The sequence below is a fragment of the Actinomadura syzygii genome (assembly GCF_008085905.1).
GTDB classification, from domain to species: Bacteria; Actinomycetota; Actinomycetes; order Streptosporangiales; family Streptosporangiaceae; genus Spirillospora; species Spirillospora syzygii.
Window position 1 is genome coordinate 1 of record NZ_VSFF01000026.1, and the last position, 12,893, is coordinate 12,893.

General features: G+C 65.1%; 12 protein-coding genes and 2 tRNA genes. 10 read left to right on the forward strand and 4 right to left on the reverse strand.

The genetic code is table 11. The features are described 5' to 3' along the window. Positions 1–77 precede the first annotated feature (77 nt). Positions 78–152 (reverse strand) — tRNA-Arg (locus tag FXF65_RS43300). A 314-nt stretch (positions 153–466) separates the two neighbouring features. Here FXF65_RS43300 and FXF65_RS43305 point away from each other — a divergent pair. Beyond that, complete coding sequence (locus FXF65_RS43305; protein ID WP_148356320.1) at positions 467–1,009, forward strand: hypothetical protein; 543 nt, start codon at positions 467–469, stop codon at positions 1,007–1,009. A gap of 608 nt (positions 1,010–1,617) precedes the next feature. Further along, positions 1,618–2,679, forward strand: a complete 1,062-nt coding sequence (locus tag FXF65_RS43310) for a hypothetical protein (protein ID WP_148356321.1) — start codon at positions 1,618–1,620, stop codon at positions 2,677–2,679. 236 nt (positions 2,680–2,915) lie between these two features. Here FXF65_RS43310 and FXF65_RS43315 read toward each other — a convergent pair whose 3' ends face one another. Both FXF65_RS43315 and FXF65_RS43320 read right to left on the reverse strand, forming a co-directional pair. Continuing rightward, on the reverse strand, positions 2,916–3,434 hold the full coding sequence (locus FXF65_RS43315; RefSeq protein ID WP_148356322.1) for a GNAT family N-acetyltransferase: 519 nt from the start codon (positions 3,432–3,434) through the stop codon (positions 2,916–2,918). Further along, positions 3,427–4,794, reverse strand: a complete 1,368-nt coding sequence (locus tag FXF65_RS43320) for a tetratricopeptide repeat protein (protein ID WP_148356323.1) — start codon at positions 4,792–4,794, stop codon at positions 3,427–3,429. The genes FXF65_RS43315 and FXF65_RS43320 overlap by 8 nt, the downstream gene beginning before the upstream one ends. A gap of 919 nt (positions 4,795–5,713) precedes the next feature. On the opposite strand from FXF65_RS43320, the gene FXF65_RS43325 reads away from it, so the two are divergent. The 8 genes from FXF65_RS43325 to FXF65_RS43360 all read left to right on the forward strand — a co-directional run bounded on the left by FXF65_RS43325 (position 5,714) and on the right by FXF65_RS43360 (position 12,545). Continuing rightward, a complete protein-coding gene (locus FXF65_RS43325) occupies positions 5,714–5,902 on the forward strand; it encodes a hypothetical protein (protein WP_148344747.1) in 189 nt (62 codons plus the stop codon). 5 nt (positions 5,903–5,907) lie between these two features. Then, positions 5,908–6,345 (forward strand): hypothetical protein, encoded by a 438-nt coding sequence (locus FXF65_RS43330; RefSeq protein WP_148356324.1) that lies wholly within the window; start codon positions 5,908–5,910, stop codon positions 6,343–6,345. 99 nt (positions 6,346–6,444) lie between these two features. Continuing rightward, positions 6,445–7,182: a GntR family transcriptional regulator gene (locus FXF65_RS43335; protein ID WP_187412839.1), complete on the forward strand. Its 738-nt coding sequence runs from the start codon at positions 6,445–6,447 to the stop codon at positions 7,180–7,182. Between the two features lie 129 nt (positions 7,183–7,311). Further along, positions 7,312–7,731, forward strand: coding sequence for a plasmid replication, integration and excision activator (locus FXF65_RS43340; protein WP_148356326.1), 420 nt, complete (start codon positions 7,312–7,314; stop codon positions 7,729–7,731). A gap of 86 nt (positions 7,732–7,817) precedes the next feature. Further along, on the forward strand, positions 7,818–9,284 hold the full coding sequence (locus FXF65_RS43345) for an FtsK/SpoIIIE domain-containing protein (RefSeq protein WP_246199515.1): 1,467 nt from the start codon (positions 7,818–7,820) through the stop codon (positions 9,282–9,284). After that, complete coding sequence (locus FXF65_RS43350) at positions 9,281–10,963, forward strand: replication initiator (protein ID WP_378232790.1); 1,683 nt, start codon at positions 9,281–9,283, stop codon at positions 10,961–10,963. The genes FXF65_RS43345 and FXF65_RS43350 overlap by 4 nt, the downstream gene beginning before the upstream one ends. 32 nt (positions 10,964–10,995) lie before the next feature. Next, positions 10,996–11,169, forward strand: coding sequence for a helix-turn-helix transcriptional regulator (locus tag FXF65_RS43355; protein WP_148356330.1), 174 nt, complete (start codon positions 10,996–10,998; stop codon positions 11,167–11,169). Further along, positions 11,166–12,545 carry a tyrosine-type recombinase/integrase gene (locus tag FXF65_RS43360; RefSeq protein ID WP_148356327.1) on the forward strand — a complete coding sequence of 460 codons (1,380 nt, stop codon included), beginning with the start codon at positions 11,166–11,168 and terminating at the stop codon, positions 12,543–12,545. Before FXF65_RS43355 ends, FXF65_RS43360 begins: the two co-directional genes overlap by 4 nt. Positions 12,546–12,738: 193 nt before the next feature. Here the strand turns inward: FXF65_RS43360 and FXF65_RS43365 are convergent. Further along, positions 12,739–12,810 (reverse strand) — tRNA-Arg (locus FXF65_RS43365). Between the last annotated feature and the right edge of the window lie 83 nt (positions 12,811–12,893).

Below are 12,893 nucleotides of genomic sequence, written 5' to 3' on the forward strand. Positions count from 1 at the left end.
GGCACTTGGCCGCCTACACCGTCTGATGGCTCCCGCATCTCTTCGGGCAGGTCAGCGGGTGTTTCCGCTGGTGATGGTGGTGCGCCCCCTGCAGGATTCGAACCTGCGCGCACGGCTCCGGAGGCCGCCTACCTGATCACCCCGGAGAACGCCTCTGACCTGTGCGCGGGTGCTCATTCGCCGTCGTCGCCTGCTTCACCGTTCCGCGTATGTTCCGGATCATGGTCTCTCGGGTCGATGTTGCCAGCTTGGGAAGTCACTTCCCCACACCAACGACGATCAAGAGCCATGCCGCTGACCTGCCCTTGCGTGCGTCCAACCCCGCTGGCGACCGTTCGTCCCCAAGATCGCCCACTCCAGCGGGCACGCAACGGGCACACCACTCACGCGCAAGACGGGTCCGGGAGCTTTCTGATCCGTAGAAAACCGCTGGCGCGGTCTGTGGCAACTGAGACAAGGTACGGGGATGGCGGAGTCCACTTCTGTTCCGGACGGATGCGAAGATCTCTATTCATCCTTGGGGAAGCTCGTCGTAGCGAGTGCAGACATGGAGTCGCGCCTTCGCTACGTCGTCTCTGAACTTGCCGGTGATGATGACGCTGGCTGGATTGTCTTCGAGGGGCAGTCCGTAGAGTGGCTTGTCACGAACGGGTTGGCCGTGCTTGGCCAGCTTGAAGAAATGCGACGATGGCCAGGGGGCAACTCGACTCGAATACGTTCTGCACTCCTGGAGGCACAGAACGCCAACCGTCTCCGCAACCTGATGGTGCATGGAACCTGGCGCGACGAATGCATCTTGCGTGACGAGGGGTGCGTTCCCCGTCCTGCAACTGCTCCATTGGAGGGTCGCGTCTACCACGTGTGTCGCAGCCGTTACAGGAAGGGTCTCGAAGAGAGACAGTTCGCCATCAGCGATATCGATGCTCTTGCGGAGAAGATGTGGACGCTGGAGCAGGAACTGCGTGAGTCCAAAGACGCTGCTAAGGACGCGTGGTTGGGCAGAACCTGAACGTGGTACAGGAAGGTCCGCTGGCCAGCCCCTAGGTCACGGTGGACGCATTTGACGCCGCGCACGTTCCTAATCTCCTGACACAGAACGGTGTAGACGCCCCTCCCCACCTTCCTCGCTCGGTCCCGTCAAGCCTGGCGAACGGGTTTTCGCTTCGGCGGAGGTCCTGGGACTGGCTGCACGAACGCTCCCACGTTCCGGAGTGCTCGTTCGCGCGGACGGCGAGATGGTGTGACAGAGCTTGGCGCGCGAATGAGTGCTCCGGTTCCAGGAGGGGTCTGGGGAACCACGGGGTTCCCCAGTCGCGCACGCTTGACCAATCGTCCTCGGCTCGGCCAGGCCCCGCCGGAGGCACTGTGGCCTGCGCGGCGGCGCGACCCCGTAGCGGCCGGCCGGGGCGGGGTGTGCGGGCGTGGCACGATGCGCGGTCCGGCGCGGCCGTCCGGTGACCGGCGCCCACGCCGCACGCTCCGGGCGGCCAGGCGCGGGGCCGCGCCAGCGGCCTGAGCGCCGCCGCCCCTTGATTCCAAACAGCCAAATTCGGCAGAGATACGAGTAGAGGTTCGGTACTCTTCCCTCCAGAGCGTACTGACATAAAGGGTGTTGTCGTGAGCAGAGATTCAGCCCAGGTCCTAAGCTTGACCCAAGATGCCCTCGATAACATCGATGATCCAACAGTCAGCCTTTCGGCTGTATTGAGAAAAGCCATCAGGGTCGCCAGGATGCGTAATGACTATGAGGACCTCGCTCGGCTTGGCTTGGAGATGGACTTCCGTTCCACCGGCGTCGATACAGTCCCGTTGGAATACTCGCCTCACTTCTCCAAGAATGAATGGAAAGAATTGGTGCTTCAAATCGTTGATGCATACATAGTCGAGAGAAGTCTGGGCTCGAAGAAGGATAATGTTTTCTCGGGGTCAGTGGACGACTTGGAATATCGCATTCAGTTGCTGGCGTCTGAACGGGACACGGCCAAAGCGCCCGACGGCCTGACGCCTATTGACCTCTACATGAGAGATCGCGACTATGCGAAAGTTAGAGGAGAATTGAGTGTGACTCTCATCGACTTGAATGCAATTTTGCAGCGAATACGGCAAAGGGTCTTTAGCTATCTGAGCAAGGTGGAGGCTCAACTCCTACTTGGGCAGTATAATTCTGATATTTTTGAGAGAAATCGATCGTATGTAGATGCGGAGCTTGCAAAAGTCTGTCCGAGTGCCTTGGAAATGTTTTCCTCGGCATACAGGAGGATGAACGAGGAGGGTGCCGAAGCGCGCAGTCAAGCACTCACATCCTGCCGACGTATCCTGAAGGAGATAGCAGACAATTTTTATCCTTCGCCATCCGAAAAAATTGTTGGCATGGATGGCAAGTTGCGAAAGTTGAACGATTCTCAGTTCGTGGCGAGGCTTTGGCAATTTTCATTCGAGAAACTTCGCGGTTCGGCTTCGGGTGATTTGCTGAAGGCGGCCGTCGAGAGCATCGGAAATCGAGTCGATGCTCTGAATGCTCTGTCCAGTAAGGGTGTGCACGACAAGGTCACCCAAGAGGAGGCTGAACAGTGCATCATTCAAACCTATCTTGTCGCCGGTGATTTGTTGCGGCTGGCGCAGGGTGACTCGGGGCTTCAGCAGGCCGCCCTTGAATCCACGAAGGGCCTTACAGAGTAGCTAGAGTTAGGGTGCCTTGCGCTACTTTGTGTTCACCTCTATTGCGCTCAAAAGCGAGATGCAATGGGAAACCATCAGGCATACACTTCCGCTGCTTCCTGGCGGGTGCGGGCTAAAGTGTCGGTTTCTGGTAGAGGACTTTGCAGCAGTCGGTCTCGGTCACGGGCGCACCCTGGGTGTCAGTTGCCGCTTGACGCAGGCCGCGGCTGTCTGCTCCCGCTGATCTCTTGCGAGCTCTACAGGTCCTTGAGCATGGCGTCCATGACAGGGCCTTCCCCGCCGATGATGCCGACCTTGTACCAGCCCCAGCGTTCGTACATGGCCTGGGCTGGCGACCCGGGGATCGTGGCGAGTGTGGCGTAGCCCTCGGTGCGTTGGGTGAGCAAGGCATCGAGAAGCGGGCGACTCAAGCCCTGCCCTTGGTGGGAGTGGTGGATGTCGAGTTCGATCACGGCAAACTTGGCGGTCTGCAACACGTGCTCGGGTGGTGGGGTTGCGTCGGCCCACCATCTTCCGGCGGGGAAGGGAAGGCCGAAACTGAACCCTGCCAGAGAATCGGCTACGCGGACTGTCACCAGCTCGAATCCGGGGCTGCGTGCTTGCTTCTCGGTGCGGCCTATGAATTCTGGGCGGCTGAATAGTGGGTCGTCGCGTTCGGGGGAATTGATCCGTGCGGCTAGGTAGATGTCAGCGATCTTTGGGAGCATGGTAAGAGCCTGCTCGCCGGTGTACCTTGCATGCACGGCCTTAGTCACGACTCGTAAGCTGTTCACGGTAGTCGTTGATGAGCGGCTGTCCCTGCATTTTTGGTGGAACGGATTTAAGTACCTGCATTGCGAGGTTGGTTATCATCGTGGTGCGCTGATCTGGCTGGAGAGCCCCATAGGCCGCTTGTGCCTGGCGGACCCCCTCGATTGCGTCGCCTGCTTGGGCGTGTGCAAATGCCTGGATAAGCTTGATTTGTGCGGGACTGCGCGTGTCTTCTGCCGGATAGAGTTCGATTGCTCTACGGGCCGCGCTATCGGCCTTGGCTGTGTTCCCGCTGTGGGCGTACACCCATGCCTCGGTATATCGCAAGCGGTCCTCGCCCCATCCGTGTATGGAGTCGACATCTCCGGTTACGGAGTAGGGGAGTTGTTCAAGGATTTCTTGACTCCGCGACAATTCTTGTTCGGCGCTAGTGGCCTTGCCCGCTAGGACCAGGGCCTGGGCCCTCGCGGTACTAACGGTTGCGAGCCCGGCGCATGGGCGATCCTTGGAGAGGTCAACCGCCTCACTAGCTCGCATGACTAGAAGGTTCGGGGAACGCCTCTCATAGAGGCCATGAATGAGCCGTTCACCGCGTACCCACATCTGGCTTTCGAGATTGTCTGAGTTGTCGCATGATGTCTGAGCGGTTTGCCACCAGTGGCGAGCTTCTCTAGCGTGGCCCATGTTGCTTAGTGTCTTCGCCATGAAGAGGGAGAGGACGCCGCCGATCCGGCACCATTCCCGGTAGGCATTCGAATCGCGGTCCCTGATATGTCTGGTCAACAACCGCAGAGAGACCATGTCGGCAGCGAGATCTTTAATCAGATATTCAGGGGGAGTCGACAGGTAGGAGTATCCGTACTCCAGAGCGATCTCTCCCCAGTGGTCGAGTTGCTGCCCGTCGTTGTTTTCGAAGGTCTGCCCGACGCTCGTCCGAATGGTCTCAAGGGCGTGGACACCTGGCGCGGCGCTGATCCCCAGTGCCGCTAGGGCCTGCAAGAGCTGGCGGCGCTCCATCTCTTCCTCGGTATCGCCGTATGTTTCCAGGAAACCCTTTATCGGATCGGCTGCCAAATCAGCGGGTTCGGTCGTCGGCTGCGCTGCTTGACTGCTGATCGACTTGTCAGAGTGAGAGGGTGCTAAGCCGAGGGTCATCCGGGCGGTGTCGGGAAGTTGGAGGCCGTTGGCGATGCGTTCGAAGACTTCCAGGGTGTGGACTTGCGAGCCGCCCTCGCTCATGATGCCGCTGACCTTGCCCTGTGACATGCCGCAGGCGATGCCGATGCGGGTTTGGCTGGCTCCGGCGTATCGCTGTACGAGGTGGAAGACGGTGCGGATGTCGCGGGAGGTCAGGGCGTCGGTCATCTGTGGGTGTTCCCACAGGGATGCGGGGATGATGATCGGGTCTAACGCGCGTCTCGACATCAGGTCTCCCTTCGCCTGACTCGTCCTTGCTGAGCGTATATCCCGTGGCGAGATACCACCGGTAGATACCGCTGCGGGATGGGAGTTGGGGCGGGGCTTCGCCGATGGTGTCGGCATGACGCAGCAGCAGCGAGTAACGGGTGAGGCGGAGTGCCGGTCGTGCGCGGGTCGTGGGTGGAAGTTCGCCCATCTTCGGCGGGCGGTGCTGGTGGGGGTGCCGGGTGGTGGCGGGTCGGAGGTGCGGCGGGTGCCGTGCCGGTCGTGCTCGCCATCGGGTGCGGTGCGGGCGGCGTAACAGGCTGCGGGACCGGTGGGTGTTGCGCGGCTGGGGCTGTGGGTTGGCTTGCGTCGGCTGACCGTGCCCCGGGGGCTGTGGTGGCCCCGCGGAGGTCGTTGCCCTGCCGGTCCCGCTCTTCTTCTCTTCTCTTTGGTGTGGGGAGTGTTCAACGGTGGGTGAGTCGGTGCGGCCGCGGGAGCTGGATCGTGCGTGGCGGTCTTCGGCGTTGGCGCTGGTCGGTGCGTTGGAGGCGCGTGGGCTGGTGGCCGAGGTGTGGGGGCATGGTGCGGTGCGGGCTCGTAACCCGGCCGGGGAACCCGACGCCGACTCGTCCAGCCAGATGAGCGGCCAGGTGATGGGGCCCGCGCTGGGGCAGGAGGTGGTGTGCCGCCACCGTGAGGGCGTGTTGTGGTGGTGGTGGGTGTGGCCGGGGCCGACCAGGCAGTGTTCGCCGGACTTGGAGCCGTTGTGTCCGGTGTCTGACCCGGAGTCGGCGGCGGACCGGATCGCACGGGTGGTCGCCGTGCCGTTCGCCAGCTCGCCGGGTGTGGGTGGGTGATGGGGGTGTCGTGGACGCCTTCGGTGGAGGAGATGGCGCGGCGGCCGGTGGCCGAGCAGATCGAGCGTGAGTTCTCCGGTGTGGTGGCTTGGTATGGGCGTTTCACGCGGGCGTGGTGGGCGGTGGTGCCGGGTCATCGTGTTGTGTGGCTGGTGGAGGCGTCTGATCCGCGCTCGTTGCGTGAGGTCATCATGAACGCGCGGGGCCGGTGACCAGGATGAACGACGCACACAGCGGAAAGGCCGGCGGCGTGAGCCCGGACGAGCACGGGGAGCATGGGGCGGGGTATGCCGAGATCGGTCTTGAGTGCCCGGTGTCGTGCCTGGGTGTGCGGACGGTCGGTGACCTGGTGCAACTGCTGGCCGAGGCGGGTCGTGCCGCAGGACTGCCTGCCGCAGCGGGGCATGCGGGCGGCGGGTTGGAGCAGGATGAGCGGGTTACGCTCGCGTCTCCGATTGGGCGCTTGGAGTTGTCGGGACGGGTGCTGGCTCCGTTGCGTCGCAAGCTTGGCAAGACGGTCACGGTCGGACAGGTGGTGGCGCTGTTGCACTCGGGTGGGTTGGCCGAGGTGCGCGGGATCGGGGCGCGGCGGATCGGTGAGATTGAAACGGCGCTGATCGCTGCGGGGTTCCAGGTACGCGCTGGGCGTTGGTGATGGTGTTGGCCGGGTGGGCGTGACGTTTGCGCATGTGGGCGCTACAGTGCCGTGAGATGCGCTTATCCGGTCAAGCGTCGCAGTAGTCAGGTGGTCGTCATGTCGAGCTTGGAGTTCGAGCCTCCGAAGTATGCGCGGGTGGTGCTGGAGTTGCGGCGCCGGATCGAGAACGGCGACTACCCGCCCGGCTCGCTGCTGCCGTCTGAGTCACAGCTCGTCCGCGAGTTCGCGGTGGGGCGCACCACGGTGGTGCGGGCACTGCAGATGCTCCAGCAGGACGGCTGGATCACCCGCGAACACGGACGCGGCTCCTTCGTCAAAGGCCGCCCCGGCCCGGCCGGAGTGCGGGCCAGTCGCCGGGGGCTGGCCTTGCTGGACCGGCCCGAGACACAGCCGGGCGTGACGGTGGTCGATGTCGGCCAGGTCGACGCCCCGGCCGAGGTCGCCGCGCTGCTCGGCCTGGATGGCGGGTCGCGGGTGTTGGCGCGGCGGGCATTGACGGTCCGCGACGAGATCGCCTCGGACCTGGTGACGTGCTGGTTCCCTCCCGAACTCGTCTACGGGACCGACCTGGATCAGCCGGGGCCGTTGCCGGTGGGGCTGCGCGATCACCTGCGCACGGTCAAAGACCTGCGGGTGGACCACATCTCCGAGCGGCTGACCGCGCGCCTTCCGACTGCGGGTGAGGCGCGGTTGTTGCAGATCAAGAAGTCGGAGCCGGTGCTGGTGATGGTGGCGGGGATGCATGACGCCTCGGATGTGGTGCGGTTCGTGGCCGAGGTGGTCATGCCGGGGTCGTTGCATGAGTTGGAGGACGTGTACAGCGTCCCGGACTAGCGCGCGTCTCCGATGATGTGACGCACGTCACTCTCAACTCTGGTTGTTCGGTCGAGTGGGCGAGGTACTCTCTACACACACGTACTCGTCCGGACAAGCGGACGGGTGAACGTTTGGAGGCGATCCGCGATGGCGGTGCAGGGTCCGTTCAAGGTCGCGTTCGGGGACGTGTTCCCGTTCGGGGCGTTCATCAAGGGCGGCGTCGAGCCGGTGCGGGACTTCGACCGGTCGACGCGGGAGAACTTCGTGCAGGCGCGTGACAAGGAGTCGGGCGAACTGGTGTGGGCGGTGGAGGTGCTGGACGCCGATCCGGCGGCGAAGGGCACGTTCAAGGTCAAGCTGACCGCGCCCGTCCAGCCGATCATGCCCGAAGCCCCGGCGGGGTTTCCGTTCGTGCCGGTGGAGTTCGACGGGCTGAGCGTGACGCCGTACGTCAACAGCCAGAACAACCGGCTGGCCTACTCGCTGAAGGCGGCGGCGATGCGCCCGGCCAACCACAAGCCGCAGGGCCGTACGACCAGCAAGGACAACGCCAAGGACGCGGCCTGACCCGAGAAAGGTGGGGCGGCTGGAGCTGGTACCTCCGGCCGCCCCGATCTCTCCCCTGAACAGCACAAAGAAGAGGTGTGACCATCATGGCATGGGAGTTCCGCAAACTCGGCCCCGGTGAGAACGTCGCGGTCGAAGCCCAGCGTGACCCGTTCGCAGCCCCCAAGTGGGCGCCGCCGGTGTGGCACATGCCCGAAGGGCTCGTGCTCATCGTCAACCTCGTCCGCGCCCTCCTACGGACGATGATCTTCCTGATCCGCAACATCGTCCCCGTCTCCGTCCTGTCCGGACTGGCCTGGCTGGGCTACCGGTTCGGGTGGATCGTCCCCGCCCTGCTCCTGGCCCTCGTCGCCGTGGGGCTGGGCGTGTGGGTGGTGGTGGACCGTCCGTCCGTAGTCCGGTGGGTGGTCCGTCCGGCCTTGTCCTGGTGGCGGCGGGTGTCGGTGTACCGGCGGGACTGGCAACCCGTCCTCGTTACCGCCGGGCTGAGCAAGGTCCACAAGGGACGGGAGTACCTGCCTTCCCTCGTCCGCGTCCGGTCCGGGCCGACGTCGGATCGGGTGCTGGTGCGCATGCTCAAGGGCCAGGCTCCCGACGCCTGGGAAAAGGTCTCGGCGAATCTGGCGCATGGGTTCGGGGCGTCGTTGGTGCGGGTGCGCGACGGGGACCGTCCGGGCCGGATCTGGCTGGAGTTCGTCCGCCGTGACGCCCTCGCCGAACCGCTGCCCGCCCTGCCCATCCCGGACGCGGCCGACGTCGACCTGTCCGGCCTGAAGATCGGACGGCAGGAAGACGGGTCGCCGTGGCGGCTGCGGCTGCTAGGAACCCACGTCCTCATCGCAGGGGCGACCGGGGCCGGAAAAGGCTCGGTCATCTGGTCGACCATTCGCGCGGTCCTGCCGCTCATGCTCGGCGGGCTCGTGGAGGTCTGGGCGGTCGACCCCAAGCGGATGGAACTCAGCTTTGGGCGGGTGCTGTTCGAGCGGTACGGCCGCTACAGCGACGATCCCAGGGGCGGCATGGTCGAGCTTCTCGAAGCTGCGGCCCAGGACATGAACGCGCGGGCTGAGCGGTTCGCGGGCGTGACCCGATCGTTCACGCCCTCGCGTGAGTTTCCGTTCCGGGTGGTCGTGGTGGATGAGCTGGCGTTCCTGACCGCCTACTGCCCCGAACGCGACCTCAGAAAGCGCGCCGAATCAGCCCTTGCCATCCTCACCTCGCAAGGCCGGTCGGTGGGGTATTGCGTGATCGGGGCTCAGCAGGACGCCCGCAAAGAGGTCAACAACCTGCGCAACCTGTTCCCCGACCGCATCGCCCTGCGCCTGGACGAAGACGAACAAGTCGACATGGTCCTCGGCGACGGGGCACGGGACCGCGGAGCGCTGGCCGATCAGATCTCCTCTGTTCCCGAGGTGGGCGCAGGGGTGGGGTTCGTCCGGCTGGAAACCTCCCCGGACCCGGTGCGAGTGCGGGCCGCCTACGTGGCTGACGCCGACATTCGCGCCATGGTCGCGCTCGCCCTGCCCGACGTCGACGCCGAGGGGGCCGCGTGAGGCAACCCACCCTCGACGAACCCCAGACCGACGCCTCACCCGAACCCGGACCCGTGGTCAAGACGCTGCCTCCGCTGGCACATGGGGTGCTGGAAGCGGTCGCGGTCGAGCACGGCGTGTGCATCCGCCCCGTCCCCATGCGCCGAGTGGACCTGACCACCGGAACCGGCGAGATCGTCTACGTGCCGTGCGGCCACACGCTCGCCTCGGTGTGTCCCTCGTGCGCCGAACGCAAGCGCAAACTCCGCGCCGTCCAATGCGCCCAGGGCTGGCACCTGTCCGAGGAACCGGCCATCACTCGCGCTGATCCGGACGCCGAGCAACGCGCGTGGATGGAGCTGCGGGCGCAAGCGGCGGCGGCCCGTGATCGTGCTGGCGAAGTCGGCACGGCGGACGGGGAAGGACCCGACTTCTGGGACGCGGTCGTCCGCGACCTCGATCACGAGATCGAACGCACCGGGGTGCGCGGCGCCCTGAAGACCGGTGATGAGGGCAGGGGCCGGCGGACCCGGTCGACCCGACGAAGGCAAGATGCGCCGGACCTTCCTCGCCGTCCGGTCGACTCCCGCACGGTCGGCAAGGTGTTCCGCGGTAAGGACGGTCACACGTTCCGGCCCTCGCTGTTCCTCACCCTCACCCTGGACTCCTACGGGCGGGTGCGCTCGGACGGAACCCCGGTCGATCCAGCAACCTACGACTACGAACGAGCGGCGCGGGACGCCCTGCACTTCTCCAAGCTGGTGGACCGGTTCGTGCAGAACCTACGCCGGTTCGTCGGCTACGACGTGCAGTACTTCGCCACCGTCGAACCCCAACGCCGGTTGGCTCCCCATCTGCACATGGCCATCCGGGGAACGATCTCCCGCGCCGAACTACGTCAGGTCGTGGCGGCGACCTACCACCAGGTGTGGTGGCCCTCGACCGATCGGGTCGTGTTCTCCGGGGATCGGCTGCCGGTCTGGGACGACGCGGCCGGGCCTGAGGGCGGCTACCTCGACCCGGCAACCGGTGAAGTCCTGCCCACCTGGGACGAGGCCCTGGACGCCCTCGGCGCGGACGAGGACGCCGAACCCTTGCACGTGGCCCGGTTCGGACGGCAGATCGACGCGCAAGGCGTCCTGACCGACTCCCCGCAATCGCGCAAGCTGATCGGCTACCTCACCAAATACCTGGTCAAAGGCGTCGCCGAATGCCACCAGGCGCAAACCGACGCGCAACGCGAACACGTCGACCGGATGGCCGAAGCCCTCCGCTACGAGCCGTGCTCGCCCACGTGCGCGAACTGGCTGCGGTACGGCGTCCAGCCCAAGAACCCCCGCAAGGGCATGGCTCCGGGCTTCTGCAAAGGCAAAGCACACCGACACGAACACCTCGGCTACGGCGGACGCCGCGTCCTGGTCTCCCGCAAATGGTCCGGCAAGACCTTGGCCGACCACAAAGCGGACCGCAAGGCGTGGGTCCTGGCGCGGCTGGCTGAGGCTGGAATACCGGTCGCCAACCCCGCCGACCCGAAAGCCGTGCACATCTGGGAGCGCGCTGGGCCAGGTGACCCGGACGTGAAACCGACCGCACAACGCCTCCTGCTCCTCATCAACGAACGCATCCAACGGCGCCGCCAGCTCGACGCGGTGACCCAGAACCCGGCTTCGGAACTTTCGGCAACTCGGGAGGCAGCGTGAGTAGTGCGGACAAGTCCGCGGTTCTCGACCTGATGACGGTTCCTCAAGTCCTTGCCGCGCTCGGGGGAGTGTCGCGGAGGACGTTCTACCGGTGGCGTGAACTGGGGATCGCCCCGTCCTGCATAAAGCTCCCGAACGGTGAGCTGAGAATCCGCCGGAACGACTTCCATGAATGGCTCGAAGCTCTCAGTGAGGACGCGGCATGAAATCCAACAAGGTCCGATTCTGGGAGACCCGGCCGAACTACTCGACCAAGAACGGCAAGCGCGCGGTCCGCTCGTACACGGTGCGATGGACGGTCGCCGGTCGTGAGAAATCGGAGACGTTCGCGGGGAAGGCGCGGGCCGAGCGGTTCCGTTCACGGCTCGTCGCAGCAGCCGAGCGGGAGCCGTTCAACGTCGACTCCGGGCTACCCGACTCCATGGCGCGCGAGGTTTCGGCAGTCACCTGGTACGCCCTGGCCTGCGCATACATGGATGAGAAGTGGCCGAAGCTCGCAGCCAAGGGGCGCGTCTCGCTCGCGGAGGGCCTCATGGCGGTGACTCCCGTCCTGGTGAAGAACACGCGCGGCATGCCTGGCCCGGCCGTGCTCCGGCGGGCGCTTCGCAACTGGGCGTTCAACCCTCCTCGGCGCGACTCCGACAAGCCGGAAGAGATCGCGGCGGCGCTGCGCTGGCTCGAAAAGGCGTCCGCTCCGGTCTCGGCACTGGAGGAATCCAGACTGATCACAAAAGCGCTGGACGCCTGCGCAACTAACCTCAACGGCAAGCCCTCCAAACCGGAGTACTACCGGCGTAGGCGACGCGGCTTCTACGGCGCGCTGAAATACGCCGTCCGCGAGAAACAGCTTTCGGCAAACCCTCTCGACGGCACCGACGAACGGGACTGGAAGCCTCCGGAAGTAGTCCACACGGTCGACCGGCGGGGGGTGCCCAACCCCAAGCAAGTCGCCGCGCTCCTGGAGGCCGTCAGCAAGGTCGGCAGGACCCAGGGCCCTCGCCTCGTCGCCGTGTTCGGCTCCATGTACTACGGCATGCTTCGCCCTTCCGAGGCGGTCAACCTCCGCAAAGACGACTGCACGCTGCCCGCATCCGGCTGGGGCCTGCTGGAGGTCGCCGAAGTGAAGTCCGCGGCCGGTAAGCAATGGACGGACAACGGCGACGTCCACGAAACGCGCGGCCTGAAAGGGCGCCCGGTCGACACCGTTCGCCCCGTCCCCATCCCGCCCGAACTCGTGGAGTTGCTCCGCGCCCACCTGGAGGAGCACGGCACCGCGCCGGACGGCAGGCTGTTCCGCACCTACAAGGGCGGCGTCTACCAACCCTCGACGCTGTGGCGCGTCCTGGAGGTGGCGCGCGGCAAGGCGCTGACCGCCACACAGGCCAAGACCCCACTAGCCCGCAAGCCCTACGACTTTCGCCACGCTGGCGTCTCGTGGCGGCTCAACTCGGGCGTCCCGGCCACCCAGGTAGCCGAGTGGGCGGGCCACAGCGTGGAGGTACTCCAGCGCATCTACGCCCACTGCCTCGACGGTGAGGACGGGTTGTGGTTCCAACGGATGGATGCGGCGCTACGCCGCTAGACCCAGAGCCCCGGTTCCGCGTCGGGGCTCATTTCTTGGAGGTGACCTGCGCAGATGCCCTCGACGCCGTTCCGCGTATATTCCGGGAACCGCTACAAACACCGGCTCCCGCTGGCACATGGTTGCATACGCAACAAACCCCGGCGACCGGTGAAGCACTAGGTCAACCGGGGTTTTCGCTGTTCCGGGAATGCGCCCCCTGCAGGATTCGAACCTGCGCACACGGCTCCGGAGGCCGTTGCTCTATCCCCTGAGCTAAGGGGGCCCTTGCGAGCGCTGTTGAAGGTTACCAGGGTTGGCGGGGTGGCGTGCACGTGGGCGTTCGTCGTGCGTTCCGGGGGCGGATTG

Coding starts and splice junctions, on each gene's coding strand:
- FXF65_RS43335 (WP_187412839.1), top strand. CDS start 6,445: ATGTCGAGCTTGGAGTTCGAGCCTCCGAAGTATGCGCGGGTGGTGCTG.
- FXF65_RS43330 (WP_148356324.1), top strand. CDS start 5,908: ATGAACGACGCACACAGCGGAAAGGCCGGCGGCGTGAGCCCGGACGAG.
- FXF65_RS43340 (WP_148356326.1), top strand. CDS start 7,312: ATGGCGGTGCAGGGTCCGTTCAAGGTCGCGTTCGGGGACGTGTTCCCG.
- FXF65_RS43320 (WP_148356323.1), bottom strand. CDS start 4,794: ATGACCGACGCCCTGACCTCCCGCGACATCCGCACCGTCTTCCACCTC.
- FXF65_RS43355 (WP_148356330.1), top strand. CDS start 10,996: ATGACGGTTCCTCAAGTCCTTGCCGCGCTCGGGGGAGTGTCGCGGAGG.
- FXF65_RS43360 (WP_148356327.1), top strand. CDS start 11,166: ATGAAATCCAACAAGGTCCGATTCTGGGAGACCCGGCCGAACTACTCG.
- FXF65_RS43345 (WP_246199515.1), top strand. CDS start 7,818: ATGGCATGGGAGTTCCGCAAACTCGGCCCCGGTGAGAACGTCGCGGTC.
- FXF65_RS43305 (WP_148356320.1), top strand. CDS start 467: ATGGCGGAGTCCACTTCTGTTCCGGACGGATGCGAAGATCTCTATTCA.